Annotated in this window: 18 protein-coding genes and 1 tRNA gene; 5 read left to right on the top strand and 14 right to left on the bottom strand. The window is 64.6% G+C overall.

Annotated features, from left to right (window positions below):
• Window positions 1-102: 102 nt before the first annotated feature.
• Window positions 103-192, top strand: a tRNA-Ser gene (locus tag ACQPZZ_RS01810).
• Between the two features lie 102 nt (window positions 193-294).
• On the opposite strand, the gene ACQPZZ_RS01815 is transcribed toward ACQPZZ_RS01810, so the two are convergent.
• From ACQPZZ_RS01815 to ACQPZZ_RS01870, 12 genes are all read right to left on the bottom strand, one after another.
• Window positions 295-1,644: a tyrosine-type recombinase/integrase gene (locus tag ACQPZZ_RS01815; RefSeq protein ID WP_432928315.1), complete on the bottom strand. Its 1,350-nt coding sequence runs from the start codon at window positions 1,642-1,644 to the stop codon at window positions 295-297.
• Window positions 1,644-1,820 (bottom strand): helix-turn-helix domain-containing protein, encoded by a 177-nt coding sequence (locus ACQPZZ_RS01820; protein WP_359868289.1) that lies wholly within the window; start codon window positions 1,818-1,820, stop codon window positions 1,644-1,646. The genes ACQPZZ_RS01815 and ACQPZZ_RS01820 overlap by 1 nt, the downstream gene beginning before the upstream one ends.
• A complete protein-coding gene (locus tag ACQPZZ_RS01825) occupies window positions 1,820-3,394 on the bottom strand; it encodes a replication initiator (protein WP_432934256.1) in 1,575 nt (524 codons plus the stop codon). The genes ACQPZZ_RS01820 and ACQPZZ_RS01825 overlap by 1 nt, the downstream gene beginning before the upstream one ends.
• An 80-nt stretch (window positions 3,395-3,474) precedes the next feature.
• Complete coding sequence (locus ACQPZZ_RS01830; RefSeq protein WP_157099559.1) at window positions 3,475-3,630, bottom strand: hypothetical protein; 156 nt, start codon at window positions 3,628-3,630, stop codon at window positions 3,475-3,477.
• Window positions 3,627-5,054: an FtsK/SpoIIIE domain-containing protein gene (locus tag ACQPZZ_RS01835; RefSeq protein WP_432928317.1), complete on the bottom strand. Its 1,428-nt coding sequence runs from the start codon at window positions 5,052-5,054 to the stop codon at window positions 3,627-3,629. The genes ACQPZZ_RS01830 and ACQPZZ_RS01835 overlap by 4 nt, the downstream gene beginning before the upstream one ends.
• An 87-nt stretch (window positions 5,055-5,141) precedes the next feature.
• Window positions 5,142-5,444 carry a hypothetical protein gene (locus ACQPZZ_RS01840; RefSeq protein WP_432928319.1) on the bottom strand — a complete coding sequence of 101 codons (303 nt, stop codon included), beginning with the start codon at window positions 5,442-5,444 and terminating at the stop codon, window positions 5,142-5,144.
• 267 nt (window positions 5,445-5,711) lie between these two features.
• On the bottom strand, window positions 5,712-6,122 hold the full coding sequence (locus tag ACQPZZ_RS01845; protein ID WP_432928321.1) for a plasmid replication, integration and excision activator: 411 nt from the start codon (window positions 6,120-6,122) through the stop codon (window positions 5,712-5,714).
• 987 nt (window positions 6,123-7,109) lie between these two features.
• Window positions 7,110-7,928 carry an integrase gene (locus tag ACQPZZ_RS01850; protein WP_432928323.1) on the bottom strand — a complete coding sequence of 273 codons (819 nt, stop codon included), beginning with the start codon at window positions 7,926-7,928 and terminating at the stop codon, window positions 7,110-7,112.
• Window positions 7,928-8,770: a sigma factor-like helix-turn-helix DNA-binding protein gene (locus ACQPZZ_RS01855; RefSeq protein ID WP_432928325.1), complete on the bottom strand. Its 843-nt coding sequence runs from the start codon at window positions 8,768-8,770 to the stop codon at window positions 7,928-7,930. Before ACQPZZ_RS01855 ends, ACQPZZ_RS01850 begins: the two co-directional genes overlap by 1 nt.
• 146 nt (window positions 8,771-8,916) lie before the next feature.
• Complete coding sequence (locus ACQPZZ_RS01860; protein ID WP_432928327.1) at window positions 8,917-9,183, bottom strand: hypothetical protein; 267 nt, start codon at window positions 9,181-9,183, stop codon at window positions 8,917-8,919.
• A gap of 5 nt (window positions 9,184-9,188) precedes the next feature.
• Window positions 9,189-9,608: an ATP-binding protein gene (locus ACQPZZ_RS01865; RefSeq protein WP_432928329.1), complete on the bottom strand. Its 420-nt coding sequence runs from the start codon at window positions 9,606-9,608 to the stop codon at window positions 9,189-9,191.
• A gap of 96 nt (window positions 9,609-9,704) precedes the next feature.
• Window positions 9,705-10,517 carry a helix-turn-helix domain-containing protein gene (locus ACQPZZ_RS01870; RefSeq protein ID WP_432928331.1) on the bottom strand — a complete coding sequence of 271 codons (813 nt, stop codon included), beginning with the start codon at window positions 10,515-10,517 and terminating at the stop codon, window positions 9,705-9,707.
• 267 nt (window positions 10,518-10,784) lie between these two features.
• On the opposite strand from ACQPZZ_RS01870, the gene ACQPZZ_RS01875 reads away from it, so the two are divergent.
• The 3 genes from ACQPZZ_RS01875 to ACQPZZ_RS01885 all read left to right on the top strand — a co-directional run bounded on the left by ACQPZZ_RS01875 (window position 10,785) and on the right by ACQPZZ_RS01885 (window position 14,041).
• On the top strand, window positions 10,785-11,240 hold the full coding sequence (locus ACQPZZ_RS01875) for a hypothetical protein (protein ID WP_432928333.1): 456 nt from the start codon (window positions 10,785-10,787) through the stop codon (window positions 11,238-11,240).
• Window positions 11,237-13,273: a hypothetical protein gene (locus ACQPZZ_RS01880; protein WP_432928335.1), complete on the top strand. Its 2,037-nt coding sequence runs from the start codon at window positions 11,237-11,239 to the stop codon at window positions 13,271-13,273. The genes ACQPZZ_RS01875 and ACQPZZ_RS01880 overlap by 4 nt, the downstream gene beginning before the upstream one ends.
• Window positions 13,274-13,390: 117 nt before the next feature.
• Window positions 13,391-14,041, top strand: a complete 651-nt coding sequence (locus tag ACQPZZ_RS01885; protein ID WP_432928336.1) for a hypothetical protein — start codon at window positions 13,391-13,393, stop codon at window positions 14,039-14,041.
• A 300-nt stretch (window positions 14,042-14,341) separates the two neighbouring features.
• Here the strand turns inward: ACQPZZ_RS01885 and ACQPZZ_RS01890 are convergent, their stop codons facing one another.
• Window positions 14,342-14,713, bottom strand: coding sequence for a hypothetical protein (locus ACQPZZ_RS01890; protein ID WP_432928338.1), 372 nt, complete (start codon window positions 14,711-14,713; stop codon window positions 14,342-14,344).
• 668 nt (window positions 14,714-15,381) lie between these two features.
• Here ACQPZZ_RS01890 and ACQPZZ_RS01895 point away from each other — a divergent pair.
• Window positions 15,382-16,104, top strand: coding sequence for a hypothetical protein (locus ACQPZZ_RS01895; protein ID WP_432928340.1), 723 nt, complete (start codon window positions 15,382-15,384; stop codon window positions 16,102-16,104).
• On the opposite strand, the gene ACQPZZ_RS01900 is transcribed toward ACQPZZ_RS01895, so the two are convergent.
• Window positions 16,105-16,479 carry a hypothetical protein gene (locus ACQPZZ_RS01900; RefSeq protein ID WP_432928342.1) on the bottom strand — a complete coding sequence of 125 codons (375 nt, stop codon included), beginning with the start codon at window positions 16,477-16,479 and terminating at the stop codon, window positions 16,105-16,107.
• Window positions 16,480-16,663 lie beyond the last annotated feature (184 nt).

The following is a 16,663-nucleotide window of genomic DNA, read 5'->3' on the forward strand; positions in this document are numbered from 1 at the left end:
GCCCCGCCGCGCGAGGTCCACGACGGTGGCGAGCTTCACTCGGCAATCCGCTTTGCCGCCTTGGACGATCGCCGGTACGCTGTGCTGAGCAACGCGCTACCAGGAGGCTTCGCCTAGTCAGGTCTATGGCGCCGCACTGCTAATGCGGTTTGGGTCTTAAGCCCATCCGGGGTTCAAATCCCCGAGCCTCCGCAGTTCAAAGCCCCTCTCGCCGGTCTTCGGCGAGGGGGGCTTTTTGATCTCCCAGGGGCCTCTAGTTGCAGTTCTAGTTGCAGTTGCCTTCAGTCCCTTGTTTCAGTCCTCGCCCCACAGGGCCGCCCCCATGCGCTCGCTGGCGTCCTTCACCTGGGGACTGGCGATGTGGGTGTAACGCTCAGTGGTCGTGACGCGGGCGTGGCCGAGGATCTCTTGCACGACCCGGATGTGGACGCCCTGCTCGACGAGGAGTGTCCCGGCCGTGTGTCGCGCGTCATGGAGCCGGGCTTCCCGGACCCCGGCCTGGCGCAGGAGCGCCTTCCACATCTTGTAGTCCTCGCTGCGCTCCATCGGCCGGCCCCGCCTCGTCGGGAAGAGCAGGTCGTGATCCTCCCAGAGCTCACCGGCCTCCGCCCGTTCGGCGTCCTGGCGCTTCTTGTGCTCCCGCAGGATCGGAAGCAGCTCGGGCGGGCACTGGAGGGTCAGCCGACTCCGGCCCTTGCGTTGCCGAAAGACGATGCCACCGCCCGTACGCTTCGGGCACCGGTCGGCGTGGCCGGTGCAGTCCTTCGCACACGTCCGTGTCGGGCAGACGTGGCCGCGCTTTGTGCAGCTCTGTGGACAGGCGGGGTCATGCTTGTGGACCTTGCACCGCGGCTTGCACGGCCAGCGGTGCCACTCCTTGCCGCACGTGTGCGGGTCGTCGCAGCCGTGCTTCCACGGTGATCGCTGTGCCTGGTACCAGGCTTTGATCACGCCGGTCTCGAGGTCGACGAAGGACCAGCGGAGGCCGAGCGCTTCGCCCTGGCGGATGCCGAGGGCAAGAGCCACCGACCAGCGTGCCGCGTTCCGGCGCGACTTGGCCGCCTCCAGGATCTTTCGTGCCTCGTTCCGCGTCAGCGGCTCCAAGTCGGGATCAGCAGCGACCGGGGCGTCCACGAGCGTGGCGACGTTCCTGGTGACCTTGTTCCGGCGTACGGCGATCTTCAGGGCGCGGGACAGGATGCGATGCACCTTGAGGACCGTGCTCGACGAGCGGCCCTGCTCCAGCATCGTCGCGTACGCCTTGTCGAGGTGCTCAGGGGCGAGCCGGTCGAGGCGGTGTCGGCCGAGGAGCGGGATGATCCAGTGGCGAGTCTTGGACCGGTAGTCGTCGAGGGTCCGAGGCGCCATCTTGCCCGACGCCACGAGACGGTCACAGATGACGTCGAGGTATTCGGTCATCCACTCGGCGACGGTCGGGACCTTGCCCGGCTTGGCCACTTGCCCGGTCTCGCGCTTGCCCTCCAGCTCTTGGACTTTGCGCGTGACCTCCGCCTCCGTCTTCCCCATCCGGTGACGGCGGTCGGGGGAGCCGTCCGGCTTGATGCCCACGGTCACCCAGCCGTGCCAGTAGCCGTCCTGGCCGAGGTAGATGGACGATCGCCCGTTCGGTTTGCGGTCGGCCATCACGCCGCCTCGGTCAGGCGCCGGGCAAACTCCTGAAGGGCGTCAGCCGGGACGAGGCGATATCCGTCGTACTTGACCGAGCGAAGCTCTCCGCTCTTGATCAGCCGGAAGACCGCCGTACGGCTCATCCCGAGGACGACCGCCGCGTCCTTGGGCCGGTAGAAGAGTCTGTCCATCACGCTGCCCTCCCTTCAGTTGCCGAAAAATCTTGTCCGTCTGCCTCGGCTTGGAGCCGGTCGAGGTGGTTGCGCCAGCGCTGGCGTTCGTGGACCGAGCGCAGGAGTCGGACGCCGATGGGTGCGAGGTCGGGATCTCCGGGCTTGACGGGTCGCCAGATGTAGCGGTGGGGGTCGACCGGCTCGTCTTCGACGCCGAGCGCTTCCAGGACCCACGTGCGGCGGTCCTGCTTGTGCTCGGTCAGGGTCTTGTTTGACCACTTCCTTGCGACCAGGACCCGCCGCCCCGCGTAGCCGAGGTGATCGGGCTTGTGCGCCTTGCCCTTGCACCGGCCCGGAGCCATACCGGGTCTGGCGCCCTTGGGCTGCACGCCGTACCGCAGCCAGTTCGGGCACGTCGGCGAGCACGGCTCGAACCGCAGCGCTTCCAGCAGCCGTTCGGCGTGTGCTTTGCGCCGAGGGTCATCAGTGCCGAGCGCGTCACCGAGGCTCTTGGTGAGGTACTTCGACAGGTAGCCGATGAGCTGGTCGGCGTCCAGGGTCCCGGCGAGCACGCTTTGTATGTCGAGCTGGTCGCCGAAGCGGAGCACATGCAGGGGTTCGGCGTCCTCGTCGGCGTCGAGCTGGTCGAGGGCCTGTTCCCAAGTCGGCAGCACTTCCCCCGTGGCCGGGTCGAGGTAGCCGGCCCCGTCCTCCCAGACCGGCAGGTGCTCCCCCTCGAACCGCACGACATCAGTGGACGGCCACCACACCTGGTGATACGTGGCCGCGACGATCTGCCGCAGCTCCGCACGGGGCAGGGTCCCGCGGATCGCCATGTGCAGATGCGGCGCGAGCCGCTTCTGAGGCTCGACCGTCGCGAAGTACTGCACGTCATAGCCCGCCACCCGGCGAAGGTTCTGCACGAAGCGGTCCACCAGCTTGGAGAAGTGCAGCGCGTCGCGGGCCGCCCGCGCGTAGTCGTAGGCGTCCGGGTCGAGGGGCGCGCCCTCCAGCACCCGCCCGTACGACGGGAGCGTGAGTGTGACGAACATCGACGGCCGGTAGGTCTTGCCGTCCGAGCCGGTGAAGGTCCGCCCGAGCGTGGTCTTGGTCATCTGCCGCTTGGGCAGATCCGGCGCGTCCTGCCGCCGCTTCGTGGACCGCGAGCGCTTGCCGGAGGTGCGGCCGAGGACGTTGCCCCGCATCCCGGCCCGGTTGATCTCCTCGTCCAGGTCTTCAATAGCGGCGTCCAGGTCGGTGGTGTCACCGCCGGCCTTCTCCACCTCGTCCCGCCATGCCTGAGCGTCGGCCCGCAGCTCCACGAGGTGACGCTGATACTCATCGGCGTTGTCGGGCAGGTTGACCGGCTCGTGGTCGAGGTGCCAGCCTTCCCGGCACTGCGCCCGCCGGAGTTGCCGGTTGCGCTTGGCGCACGGCGGGCACTTGCTCTCCAGTGTCGCCCCGCAGGGGACGTCGATGACCTCGGTCTGTCCGGTGAGGATGTCCTGCCGCCGCAGAGGAACCGGGCGGATGCACACCCCGTACTGCTTGGCGATCTCCTCGACCACGTCCCGCGCCAGCGGTTGAGCCATGCGGACGGCGCGGGGAGTGGACCGGTCGTTGAGCCGAGCGGGGGAGATCGGCTGGTCATCCCCGGTCTGCTGGGCGTCGATCAACTGTCCTCCTCTGCGGTCTCGGGGATGGTGAGGGCGGTCTGGCCGCATTCGTGGCACTCGACCAGGCCGCGCAGGGGGTCGAGCCACAGGACGTTGAGCGCGCCGCAGACCGAGCAGCGCAGCCCGTCGAGGAAGTGCGCCAGGCCGTTCATGCGGCCTCGCTTCGACCGCTGTACTCGGCGACCATTTCGCGGATGTCGGCGTCGGAGACGTAGGCGGCCCGCACCCGCACCGGATCGGGGGAGGTCTCCAGACGGACGTAGCCGATGCCCGCGCCGCGTTCGGGGACGGGTGAGATGTGGTCGGCCAGGGCTCCCCGGTCGCGTGCGCCGTCGCCGAGGACCATGTCGACCTGTTCGGACTCGTCGAGCCGGAGGGCGATCTTGTCGGGGAACAGGTTGCGGATGTTCATGACCTCCTTGCGCGGGTCCTGAAGCGCGGCCATCACGCCGACCCCGACCGCCCGGCCCTGCGTGGTGAGCGTGGCGAGGGCAGCCGTGATTCGCTGCCTCAGGTGCTTGTCGGACTGGTAGGCGGTCAGGAACGCCACTTCATCGACGAGCACCAGGACGAACGGGTCCGCCGTGGTCGGCGTGTGCGAGCGTTGGAGGCCGGCGAATCGGTCGGCCCGCTCCTGCATCACGCTGACGGCCTCGTCGAGCAGGTCGGCGCACTCCTTCGGGTCGGCGGCATACCTCGTGCCGAACAGCGCCCGCCCGAAGGACAGTTCCATCCGCTTGGGGTCGAGCGCCCAGACCTGCACGTGGCCGGCCCGCATCGCGGGGAGCAGGCCGCGGATTGACGACCACAGCCACGAGCCCTTGCCCGCCCCGGTCGCGCCTGCGATCAGGACGTGCGTGCCGTGGACCTTGAGCCAGTACGGCGTGCCGTCCTCGCACCGCCCTACCTCCACCGGCCCGACCGTCGCCGACTCGGGGATCGGGACGGCGGGCAGTGGTTCGGCGAGGGGGTCGCGCCGGGGGAAGGTGAGCATGAGCCGGCCGGCCTTGGCGACGGCGAATCGGCAGGAGGGGGAGCCGAAGCCGTGGGCGAGGTGGTCGGTGCGGTCGGCCCAGTCCTTGACGGCCTGCCCGGACAGCATGCGCACGGTGACGCGGTCGGCCCAGCCGTCGCACTCGACCCGGAGCAGGCGGGGCAGGTAGTCGCGGCCCTGGAGGTGACGGCCGAGCCCGGACACGATCATCACGGGTTGCCAGTGCCGCCGGTAGATCCAGAACCGGCGCCAGAAGGCCAGCAGCCGCCAGCCGATCCAGCGGGCGAACGATGCCCGGTCGGCCAACATCCAGCCGAACAACAGCGAACCGGGGATGGTGACGGTGGCGACCGCGACGGGCCAGCCGTACCGGACCCAGATCACGCCGGGCACGGCGAGCACCGCGACCGCGATGGGGTGGACGAGGAAGGTACGGACGAGCCCGGCGACCAGGCGGCCGAGGAAGACCAGGATCGTGAGGATCGCCGGGGTCTGGACGACGGCCGGTTTGAACACGACCGCCGTGTCGGGAGTGGTGGATACGAGGTTGCGCACCTCGCCACCGGGAAGGCGCTTGAGCATAAGCTGAACTCCTCTCTTGTGATGCGCAGTCAGGGAGAGACCGAGGGGCCGCCGGAAGTTGCCGCTTCCAGCGGCCCCGCTTGCGTGTCAGGCCGCCGAGTCGCTGGCCTGGGCGTGTTCGGCGTGGATGCGTTCGCAGTCGGCCAGGTACCGCGCGGCGGCGTTGAAGATCTGCCGCGCGATCTCCAGGTCGTCGGCGGTGACCGGGCCGGCCCCGGTGGTCGAGACCGTCACGTCCGCCTCGTCGGACTCCAGGACCAGGTACGGCCGCCCGGACTCCAGCACCCGAGCCCGCGCCCGAGTGATCGAGGCGTAGAACGAGATCCCGATGCGGGGACGCTGACCGGGGTCGATCGACATCGACACGTGGGTGTAGGGACCATGTGCCATCAGGCCACCCCGCGACCGTTGGCCAGGCCGTGAAACCGCCGCTCAACCGACCGGGCGAACGAAGCCGCCTCACGGGCGAGCTGCCGCGCGAACTCCACATGGCCGGGCTGACCTGATCGCTGTCCGAAGTGGACAGCAGCACCGAGGTCGAGCCGAAGTCCAGCGCCAGCACCGGCGTCCGCGCCGGGTACGGCATGGTCTTGGCCGAAGCACCGCCCCCGGTGTTGAGGCTGATCACGGCCGAAGGCCGCACCGTCCGCCGCCCCATTACGCCGCGTCCTTCGCAGCGTTGGAGGACTTGCCGGCCGCGGTGCGGGGAGCCCGCATCACCCGAGCCGAGATCGAGTAGGCCAGCCGCCCCGTCGCCTGATGCACGTACGGCTTGACCTCCAGACCCTCGAACTCGGCCGGGGCCAGCGGCACACCAGGCAGCGACGGCGGGACCACCGGCTGAACCTCCGACAGGATCTTCACGGTCACCGTCTTCTGCGCGGCCTTGAGCGAGGGATCGGCGTCCATCACCGGGACCTGCCAGACCGGCAGGCCGGTCACCTTGTCCTTGGCCTGGGTGTCCCGCTTGGCGTCGAAGTCCTTCGCCGCGGTCACCTCGCCCACGACGTAGCAGCCGTACGGGAACAGCAGCTCGAAGCTGATCGGAATGGGTCCTTGCAGTGCCATCGTTCACCACCTCCTTGTCCACCCCCCTAGACAGTGGCGGCCGACCCGTCACGAGAACTGTCTAGGGGGCTATGCGGAAACGATAACCTAAGCGCTCGCTTCTGTCTAGGGGGCTAATCAGTGGGTCGATTGGGCCTGTCTATCGAGGCAAGGAGTCTGCACAGTTTGGGAAGGTTCGTCCGCAAATGACCGTAAGAGGGAGGATTCCTATGGCCTCCTGTCGAGCCTGCCAGGGGATATGGTTGCGGAGGCGAAAGGCTGGTCGTCTAGGCCGGGTGAAGGGAGGCCACCCTCCACCCGGCACGCAAGACCGTTAACGCGAGCGCCAGTCCACCCTGAGCACCCGGCGGCGAGGCTCCATATGCTTCCGCCGCCGGGAGCGCCACCATAAGAGGAATCCGCCGGGGCGGATCGTAATGCCGCAGTGCATCCACTGCCCTTTCTGATCAGACGTCACTGTACAGCCAATCCCTCGCTTGGGGAGTGAGTCGGCATCTGGTTGCCGACGGCTCGAAAGATAGCAGCCTTGACCGCTGCTCGTGCATTCTGACAGAAAATCGTAAAAGTTGTCGACGCTCTGGCATGTAGAAGAATGTCGATCCGATCTTTCATGCGGCATCGTTAGTGATGTGCTGGCGGAGGAACATGTCTCCGCATGCGACTCCTGCATCTCCGGAGGGGTTGCACACTAATTAGTCGTGCGCTGAGGTGTGAAACCCCTGTGACCTGCATGTCCTCCGGTAGTGGGTCATTAATTAGTTGCACAAGAGGTGCGGAGGCGCGTTGGCGAGACTGAGGTGTTGCAGCTTGGCTGATACTCTGTTTTCTCGACTTTTTATTCGCTTGCCGAGGTGCGAAACCTCTGGACCTGCATGTCCTCCGGTAGTGGGTCATTAATTAGTTGCACAAGAGGTGCGGAGGCGCGTTGGCGAGACTGAGGTGTTGCAGCTTGGCTGCTTCGTGAGAAAGGGATTGCGACCTATTCTCTTACCAGCTCACTTGCACGACCGAGGCATCATCGTGCCTCTTGCTCCGAGGCCAGCGTTTGCCTTGAGGGTCGGACCGTTCGGTCTCGCGGACCTTGCGGATGAGCTCAGCCGGTCCATCATGCGCCAGAAGTTCGAGGAGCTGTGCCCAGGTCATGAGGCCGTACCGGCTGACGGCGTCGGCGGCTCCGTCGGTTAGTAGGGCCGCGGCGTGTACCTGGTCGGTGGGAATGGTGCCGGTGAGGGCTTGGTCGGCGGCGAGGAGGTTGGTGGAGGCGACCCAGAAGCCGCCGTCGCGGTTGCGGTACTGGCCGAGGCTTTCGACGTACTCGCGTCGGGCGTCGGCGTGTTCGGGTGTGCCTCCGGGCAGGCTGTCGAGCCGTGCGCGATGGGGTGCGGCGACCTGTTCTAGCCGGTTGTCGCAGATCACCGTCGTCTCGGGCGCGCCGGTGTCGAGGATGAGGGTGCTGTCGCCGAGGACGAGCCAGTCGAGGTGGTCGGCGACCTGGCGGAGCATGATGACGGTTGCTGAGGGGGATCCGCCGTGGGTCAGGTCGCAGGTGAAGTCGTGCAGTGAGGTGACGTGCTTGATGCCCTGGGCGAGGAGCTCGGGCAGGGGGCCGGCGCTTTGGGTCATCTCGGCGAGCAGGGTGGAGCCGAGGATGTGGGAGTACCACCGCACGCTGTGAGAGCAGGTCGAGGTGACACCTGGGGGGATGCTGGCGCCGTCGAGCAGGACGACGGCGTCGGCGGTGGCGCCGATGAAGTCTTCGTTGGGCCGGTCGGGGTAGGCGGGTTCGCTGGCGAAGGCGGCGCGCATCAGGTGTCCTCGTGCCGGTAGAGCGGGCTGGCCAGTTCCGCTCGCACTGGTTCCCCGGTTTGCGGGTCGTATTCGACGCCGACCACGCAGGAGAAGCGTCGGTCGCCGACCTGCCCCCACAGGGTGGCGATCTCATTGGCGAGTAGGTGGATGACGCCGAGGGAGCCGTTGGGGTGGATACCGGCGATGGCCAGGAATGACCCGTTGCCGTCCGGGCGGGGCAGGCGGCCGAGGAAGGCCGAGTCGGTCGGCTGGGCGGGGTCGAGCTGGGAGCCGGAGCGGTACTCGCGGCCGGTGCGGGTGTCGACGAGCTTCCAGCCGGTGTCGTCGCGGTCCCAGTGGATGACCGGATCCGAGTCGTACGCCTGGCGCATGGCATCGGACATGCGGGGGCCGCAGATGACGAGCAGGCCGGGGCGGTTGAGGTCGATCTGCCCGTCAACGGTGACGTTGTCGGTTGCCACGGTCAGGCCGAAGGTCCGGGCGAGGTCTTCCAGGCGCTTGCCGGCGCGCATGTCGTCCAGGGCGACCATGGAGCGGCCGGTTGCGGCGTCGTGCCGCAGGGGGGTCACAACGGTGACGGTGCCGACGCCGAGGAAGGCGCCTTCGGGGGCGGGGCCGGTGTGGCGGATCTGGTGGATACGCCCGCGGGACAGGCCGGCCTTCTCGGCGATCTGCGCGTACGACATGCCTTGGGCGTGGAGTTCTTGGATGACGCGGCGGCGGAGTCGGGCTAGTTCGGTGACTTCTTGCTGGGCGGCGTTGAGTCGTTCGGTGGCGACCCGGAGCAGCAGGTAGGGATCGTCGATGGCGGCGATTTTGTCCAGGTCGCTCGGTGGCACGGTACCTCCTAGATGGTGCGCCACCGAGTCTAGGGCCCTAGACGAAATGCCGTCTATCCCTCTTGACAGTACGGTTTTGGCGGGTTTGCCGGTTGTTGGGTCCACGGCGCGGATCGCTGAGCGCCGGTTGGGGACACCGCGCGGGCTCATCGCGCCATTCCCGTCAGCAGGGCCGCCCAGGTCTCGCGCGCTTGGGCGATGGGCCAGTGGTGGGTCTCGCGGATCTCGGGTGCGTCCTCGTTTTGGAGGGTGCGCCGGATGAACCCCTGCCCACCCGCCTGACACAGCTCATAGACCATGGCAAGGCAGTCGCAGGTCCAGGCGAGCACCCGCACCCGCGCTCCGTCCGAGGGCTTGAACCATTCCAGCTTCTTGCACGCGGGTTGCCGGCGATCGGGGACGTGCGGGCTCACGCAGCTCATGACCGGCACGTCGCGTGGGCGGCGGCTGCGATGGGGTCGACCTTGAGCAGTGCCCAGACGGTACGGCCGACCTGGTTGCCGTACACGCCCCAGTTGTCCGCCAGGGAGGCGACCAGCAGCAGGCCGCGCCCGCCCTCATCATCGCTGGGCCGCACCAGCCGGGGAACTTCGGGGCCGCCCTCGTCGGTGACGCCGAGCCAGACCTGATCGGGTTCGGCCTGGATGCTGACGATGAACTTGCCGCCGAAGCGGGCCGAGGCGGTGTGCCGGACGGCGTTGGTCGCCAGTTCGCTCACGATGAGTTCGGCCGATTCGACGACGGGCCAGTTGCCGAGGGTTGCGGTGATGAAGCGGCGGGCTTCGGTGACCGAGGCGGGGCGGCCGAGGAAGTGCCGGGACAGGCGCCATGGGGGCATGGGACACGCTCCGTCGTATAGGGGGCTAGACATGCCTTCGACTGGAGCGTATGACCAACGCTAGAAGGTTCTCAAGGAATACGACGCATAAATGCGTCAGTCGTCGAGCTGCTTCGCCAACTCCCGGAAGTCCGCCGCGATCTCATCCAGCAGCGTCCGCAGGTCGTCTTCGTACACGGCCGCACTCGCGAACGCCTCGAACGCCTCTTCATGAGCGCCGATCTCGGCCGTCTCCGTCAGCGTGAGATCACCGGTCAGGCTCTCCACCACACTCACGGACCCGTCGAAGACGGTGAACCCATGCAGTGGGAAGGCCGGCACCTCTGTCTTCCACGGCACGACGCCGAGCCGGACATGCGGCAGCGTCGAGACCTGGGTCAACCGGTCGAGCTGCGCCAGCATCAACGACGGCGACCCCGGCCACGTACGCACCGCACCCTCAGTCAGCACGAACGCGAACCGCCGGCCCTCCTCGAACAGCACCGCTTGAACGTCGACCCGTGCGGCTGCCGCCTTGGCCGCATCCTCCTCATCGACATCCCGGCCGAGTGCCACCGCCAGCCGCGCATACTCCGCCGTCTGCAACAGCGCCGGAATCATCGCCGAGGAGAAGACCGCCATCCACTGCGACGAGCGCACCCGCGCAGCATTCGCCGCCTCCCGGCCAGCAAGCCCACCTTTCAGCCGCGACACCTCGTCACGCAGCCGCACGAGCAAAGTGTCCAACTCGCGCCGCGCGTCCTGGTCGAGGTCAAGAGCTGTGGACACCCGCTCAACCGTCTCCGGAGTCGGCAGCAGCCGCCCCGTCTCCATCCGCGAGATCGTCGGCTGAGCTATACCGGCCCGCTCCGCCAGCTCCTTACCCGTCAGCCCCGCATCCTTGCGAAGCCGCCGCAGCAGCTCACCCAACTTCCGCAACCGATCCCGCCGATCCTCCATGAGGAGCGTTCTACCACGTGCGGTCAGCACCCCCAGCGGCGTCAGCGAGAGGATGACGCGGTGCTTCAGCTCCTCTGCAGTCTTAAGGCCACGGAGGCGTCGATGATTTGGGTATCCGAAAACTGGTAAAAATCGCATCCATTAATACCGTTGAATCCATTTTTTGGTAACCATCGCTTTGGAACGCGACAAGTTTTAAGATCTCTCCGACGACATCTCTCCTGCAGGAGGTAACCCATGAGCGACGCCATGGAGCTGATGCAGCTCGCCGCACAAGGATCCCAAGTGCTGGTAGCTGAAATGATCAAGACCGGCTGGGAGAAGTTCCGAGAAGCGCTTGCTGCCTTATTCGGCAGGGGAGGGGCCGAGACGGAGTCCCGCCACCTTGACATGCTGGATCAGGACCGACAGCAGTTGGAGGCGGTTGGCGAGGAGCATCTTGAAGATGTATCGAGCAATCTCCGACAGCGCTGGACTATCCAGCTTGCGGCGTTTCTACAGCAATACCCCGACACGATTGTTGATCTCCAGTGCCTACTGGATCAGCACGCCGGCCAAATTCGAGAAGAAGTTGCTGCCTCTACGTTCACGGCCTTGCATAACATAAACAGCCAGGTCTTGCAGGCGGGGGGTGATATTAATACGGGGGGTGGCGATATTTCTTACAACCGTGATCGTAAGGATTCTCAGTGACCGAAAACCCGCACAGCCAGCAGGCCATCTCTACGGTAGAGGGCGCTGCCAGCTATCTACTAGCTCAGCACAATGAGAACTCCACGATCCTCCAAGCTCTCGGGTCGATATACGTCCGTGAGACTCTGCCTGAGCACGATATTCCTCAAAGTGATCTTATGGTCGTGAGGAATGCATGGGTGGAAGTTCCTACCATCGGTAGCCTAATAAATCGCCTGAAATGGCATGGCCTAGCGGTGCTTGGCGGCCCTTCCGGCAGGGCAAAGCGCACGACAGCTATAAAGGCGCTTGTGGAGATCGCGGACGAAAGAGCCACGACAGATAGTCAGCCCTTGGCATTGAAACAGCTAACCCCGGACTGGTATCAGGTAGACAGGCCGCAAGTCGTAGAGCTCCCGTGCGATGCAAATCGCGCTTACCTTCTGGATGTGGCCTCTGAGATCGACCAATGGTCAAATGCCGCAGATATCGCAATGGCGCTTGTTTCTCATGGGGCCAAGTTGAAAGCTAAGAGTAGCGTCTTAGTGATCATCTCAACCGAAAACGGTTGGCCGCACTCTTCCGGCTCTCTCGCCCAGGTTTTTGTAAGCGCCAAACACAGGCCGTCTGCCCGCCAAATAGCTATCAGCCACTTAACCCATATACACCAACGAGCCGATCGAGCTGAATGGCTGAAGCTAGCGGAAAACGGTGCCCCGGATGGCAAGTATGCTAATCTAATTACTCAAAGCACCACTCCCGAGGATGCGGTCCGCCTTGCGGGCTTACTCAATAGTGATTCGGATGAGAAAAGTGACCTTGCTGGCGCGATAGACGCATTTCGCGAGTGGGCCAGCCATCTTACGGCTGTTTTCGGTGCAAAAAGTGAAGATGCTGTCGATGAGCGTGCCCTCCTCATCACTGCTGCCCTTTTTGACGGAGCTGCGCCTCTCGATATCCAGTCCATCTCGCGCTCACTGATCGGCCCGTCTCTTGCAGTGGATGTGAAGAGCATCCTCGCGGCCCCTGAGCTAACAACACTTCTGGAGAAAATTGGCGCTTCCGTAGTTGATGGGCGCGTGTCATTGAGCGGTAGACCAGGGCTCAACCTTGCAACACTCAAGCGTGTCTGGCGTGAACGCCCCGACCTTCGGCAACCGCTACTCAATTGGATCGAAGAGGTCACCGCTCCAAATCAACCTGGCGAGGCGCACCTAGAGACTCTGAGCAAGACACTCGTAGACTTTGCCGCCGAAGAGGACCACATAGATCTTTTAGGGCTGGCGCAGAAGTGGACGGAAGCTGAGTCAGCTTCAGGCGATCGGCACCGTCTGGTAGCAACCATGCTTGACGCCGCGTCCCAGTCGCCGACCCTAGGACCAGCCGTCCGTTCGACCCTTCTGAAGTGGTCGTCGGCTGGACCTGTGGAATTGGCCACTGTTGTGGCTCTTACCTGCCAGGGCAGCTTCGCACGAGAGTATCCAAGACAAGCTCTAGTCCGGTTGCAGTGGATCCTGAGAAGGCCTCATCACGATGAAGCAGTCCGTGAAGCTGAAAAGGCGATTAGGACTATGGCCGCAGACGCCACACTGTTGGTCAATCACGTATGGCCGAATATTACTAAGTGGGTGTCGAAGGATCAGCTTCTCTCAGGACGCAGAGCGTTTCTTGCACTCGTCGATCCGCAGTCGGATGACTCGTCATCTTTGGCTGCTTTGCTAGCGGTCGCAGCCACCAACACTAAGCTTATGGACGCGTTCGTTGACGCATGGAAGGAAGTCCTGAAGGACGCTACCGTTGAAGCTCATGCTCAAAATGTTCTCGCTGCCTGGGCCAGTGGCATCGCTGCGGGCACCCTACCTGAGGCGCCATCGCTAGAAATCCTGCAGAGAATAGTGTTTTCTCACCTTACCTCAAGCCCTATATCCGCCTTGCTGTACGGGGCGCAGCACATGGACCAGGATTCAAGTCATGACGCACTCGTGTTTCTGCGGCAGCGGCTATGGCAGAAGCTGCGACAGAATAACGGCACCGTAGAAGCCGCGGAGCAGTAGAGCTTGTCCCCGTCGTGGTGGAAACGCCGTAAGGCGCTTCGTACTCTACATGCAGAGACTCGCAATTTTCCTGCGCGGCTACCTAGCTCGTGTGTAGGCGTAGCATTCTCTGCTCGCATGAGCGCCTCCGTTTTGGAAGGCATTGAAAAGGCGCTAGAAAGGCCACGATATGTGGCGGCATCATCCCGTATATTACTGCGAAGGGAAGCTGCTGCTGTTACTAAGCTGCACGACCCTTCGGATATGGCGGGCGCGCTTGATTCTTGTAAGGTGAGGCTTGATACACCTTTTCCCGTACCGGAGATTCCTGAGGTAATAGTCGTAGGTTCGATCAGCCTAAGCATGTCGCGTGATGACGAGTCGGCGGTAAACAGGCTCCTGGAGAAACAGCGCTTGCAGGCTATCGAGGATGTTGCTCAGCGACAGCGCGCGGCAGCGTTGAGAGGTCTTCTATCAGATCCCAGTGTCGCTTTGGCTTGGTGGCTTGACCCGCAGACTGGTGCACTTGGAAAGCCCCCATCGCCAGAGCAAGTAAAAGGTCTGATTGAGCAAGTAAAGGGCATGACCAAGATTTTTGATGATTTACCGCCCTCGACTGACACTCCTGTTGATATGCAATTGTTGGGGATTCTTCGGTCCTTCGTTGCAAGCTTCCCTCATGAGCATCAAAAGCGAATGCTTATGGCTATTATGATTTCTACCTTCGCTCAAACCAATCAGCCGCATCTTGTGGCGAAAGTCGAGCAGCTTATGGCTGGCGAGTGGTAGGCCCTGTCCGGTATGTCCATTCAGGGGTGCCCTGTGACCTGCGGAAACGCGAGGGCTCCGCAGGCTTGGTGAGAGTGAATACGCAGGCACTAGGGGCCGACCTCTGAATGGATGCTCGGAAGCAATTCCATGTCCAGCCCTCCGAAGGTTTTGACGTTGCCGAATTTGGCTTGTAGAGATCAAGGGCGGCGCTGCGCGCCGCCTCGCGGCCCGTCGCCCGCTCGCCGGCCGGGCATGCGGCCTAGGGGCCGGTCCCGGCCGGCGGCGGCTCATGCCGCCTACTGAGGTTCAGTCCTGCGCCTAAAAGTGTTCCGGTAACAATCCATCGTTGGGGAACCCAAGCTCAGCTCGCACAGCGTGCACGAAGTTGGCGATCTCAACGTATGGATCCTCCGCATGCGGGCCCACACCACCTAGCGCCTGGGTCAGACGGTGCGCCGCCTGAACCACATCAGGAGAGGCAAGTAACCCGATCTCCCAGCGCAGCCGATAGAGATCGCCCTCCAGCGCCGCATACTTGCCGCCTGCCGCGGTGTCCGCCATTAGCGCGAAGCGTGCGTAGAGATTCCGCCGCTCGGCTTCGTAGCGTAATCGGTCTTCCCGTTGAGACTGTTCCTGTCGAGCCGCTCGGGCTTCTTTCGCCTGCCAACGGCTTCCCAGCCAGGAACTCAAGGTTGCGATAGCTCCTCCTGTTACGGTCCCTACGAGGGTCTCAACCACGGACACAGGCATCTCCTTTCTCGGGACGCCTATTCCAACGACGCAGGAGCTTGTTGTTCTCCCGGACAGAGTTGAAAAGTCTTCCGGCGAGGGCCTCCGGCTCCGGGATGGCGCCGCGCTGAAGAGCGCAGGCCGCAAGTGGCTGAGGTAGGAGCCGCGCATCCCTTCTGCCATCGACCCAGGCACAGCCCAGCAGACCGGCTCCTCCGGCTCAAGCCCGTCTGCGACCCTTGGCATCCAATCGCCGAGGAACAGCGACCGGCTAAGGTACACGCAAAGACGGGCTTGCCCCTCCGTCGCCGGCCCGCTGCCGCTTCGCGGTGGGTCGACGGCATACGGGATGCGCGGAGGGCGAGACGTGCGCATCCGCGCAGGTCATGAGCCCGCTCTAGTTGCAGTTTTAGTTGCAGTTCCCCGCCGTCCCAGGCAGTTCCAGGAGGACCGCGGAGCGGTGTTGGTCCAGGTGGAACGGATCGGGACGGCCAAGAGCCGAGCTGCTAATGCGGTTTGGGTCTTAAGCCCATCCGGGGTTCAAATCCCCGAGCCTCCGCAGTTCAAAGCCCCTCTCGCCGACTTCGGCGAGGGGGGCTTTTTGATCTCCCGACCCCTGCTGCAGCTGGATGGTCCAGGGATGGATCTTTCTCCACGAGCCGGTCACAGTCTTGCTGTGTTGCCTGCCCGCGGAGGATGTGTGCAGAGCCGGTGAAAGTACCTGTAGAAGCCTGGTCGGTGCTCTCTCGTACGGCGAGACTGCGCGGGTGACTCTCAGGAAGAGCTCTCGATGGCATCGAGCGCTGTCGGCTGTGGCCCTGCTGGGCTGGCTCCTGCTTGTAGCCGCTTGCTATCTACGCCTCCCACTGGGCCGAGCGCTCTCGTTGTGGTACTGGCTGCTGATCATGGCGTTGCTGGCCTGGTCCGCGTGGTGGACGTTCCTTGCGGTGATGGCCTACCTGTCGCGTAGGGCCTATCTCCGGGCGACGGTGCCTCTATTCATGGGTGTGATCGTTGCTGCCGCACTCGCCATTCCGAACTGGGAGAACGCCTTCATCGACAGTCTTTTCCTGTTACAGCGAGACCGGTTCGACGCTATCGGTGCGGCCTACCGTCAGGGGGAGCCTCTGCCGGTGCCGTGGTGGACGGGTCTCCTCTCAATTGACGGAAGCGTGCAGGTGCAGGAAGACGGCGTGTATCTCCCGGTGTACGAGGACTGGAGGGCCGAGACAGGCGCGGGGATCGCCTACGTGCCGTTTCCGCCCGATTACGAGACTGTGTTCATGACCGCGGCGGGGGACCTTGGCAGGCCAGTCCGACCGTTCGGCCACGGCTGGTGGTGGGTCGAGTAGTCAGACGAGGCAGAAGACGGCGCTCGCATGCTCGTGGGCCTTGCTGCGTGGCCAGCGTTCGCCGTGGGGGTCGGAGCGCTCGGTTTCGCGTACCCGACTGATGAGCTTGGACGGTCCGTCCTGCGCCAGGACGTCGAGGAGAAGCCGCCGAGTCATGAGGCCGTAGCGGTCAACGGCGTCGGCGCCGTCGGTGAGCAGGGCCGCGGCGCTTACTTGGTTGACGGGGATGGTGCCGGTGAGGGCTTGGTCTGCGGCGAGGGGGTCGGTGGAAGCGCCCCAGAAGCCTCCGTCGCGGTTGCGGTACTGACCGAGGGTTTCAACATCTGGACGAGGCCTGCCCGCATCGCGGGGAGCAGGCCGCGGATGGTCGACCACAGCTACGAGCCTTCGCCCGCACCGGCGAGGTGGCTGATGTAGGGAAGGGACGCAATTGTGCGGCGAATGTGAAGGGCATGCAGATATCTCGCGCACCGATGGCTGCCGCGTAGCCCACTGATCAGACTGTCTCTGTGGCAGCTTGTGTCCGGACGGGATCGCGGAGACGCCTTCCCCGGCTTCT

Source organism: Microbispora sp. CA-135349, assembly GCF_050947365.1.
Taxonomy (GTDB): domain Bacteria; phylum Actinomycetota; class Actinomycetes; order Streptosporangiales; family Streptosporangiaceae; genus Microbispora.

What these genes read in the sequence shown, in the direction of transcription:
- ACQPZZ_RS01815 (WP_432928315.1), bottom strand. Translation starts at nt 1,644, where the DNA reads ATGGCCGACCGCAAACCGAACGGGCGATCGTCCATCTACCTCGGCCAG.
- ACQPZZ_RS01820 (WP_359868289.1), bottom strand. Translation starts at nt 1,820, where the DNA reads ATGGACAGACTCTTCTACCGGCCCAAGGACGCGGCGGTCGTCCTCGGG.
- ACQPZZ_RS01825 (WP_432934256.1), bottom strand. Translation starts at nt 3,394, where the DNA reads ATGGCTCAACCGCTGGCGCGGGACGTGGTCGAGGAGATCGCCAAGCAG.
- ACQPZZ_RS01830 (WP_157099559.1), bottom strand. Translation starts at nt 3,630, where the DNA reads ATGAACGGCCTGGCGCACTTCCTCGACGGGCTGCGCTGCTCGGTCTGC.
- ACQPZZ_RS01835 (WP_432928317.1), bottom strand. Translation starts at nt 5,054, where the DNA reads ATGCTCAAGCGCCTTCCCGGTGGCGAGGTGCGCAACCTCGTATCCACC.
- ACQPZZ_RS01840 (WP_432928319.1), bottom strand. Translation starts at nt 5,444, where the DNA reads ATGGCACATGGTCCCTACACCCACGTGTCGATGTCGATCGACCCCGGT.
- ACQPZZ_RS01845 (WP_432928321.1), bottom strand. Translation starts at nt 6,122, where the DNA reads ATGGCACTGCAAGGACCCATTCCGATCAGCTTCGAGCTGCTGTTCCCG.
- ACQPZZ_RS01850 (WP_432928323.1), bottom strand. Translation starts at nt 7,928, where the DNA reads ATGCGCGCCGCCTTCGCCAGCGAACCCGCCTACCCCGACCGGCCCAAC.
- ACQPZZ_RS01865 (WP_432928329.1), bottom strand. Translation starts at nt 9,608, where the DNA reads ATGCCCCCATGGCGCCTGTCCCGGCACTTCCTCGGCCGCCCCGCCTCG.
- ACQPZZ_RS01875 (WP_432928333.1), top strand. Translation starts at nt 10,785, where the DNA reads ATGAGCGACGCCATGGAGCTGATGCAGCTCGCCGCACAAGGATCCCAA.
- ACQPZZ_RS01885 (WP_432928336.1), top strand. Translation starts at nt 13,391, where the DNA reads ATGAGCGCCTCCGTTTTGGAAGGCATTGAAAAGGCGCTAGAAAGGCCA.
- ACQPZZ_RS01895 (WP_432928340.1), top strand. Translation starts at nt 15,382, where the DNA reads ATGGTCCAGGGATGGATCTTTCTCCACGAGCCGGTCACAGTCTTGCTG.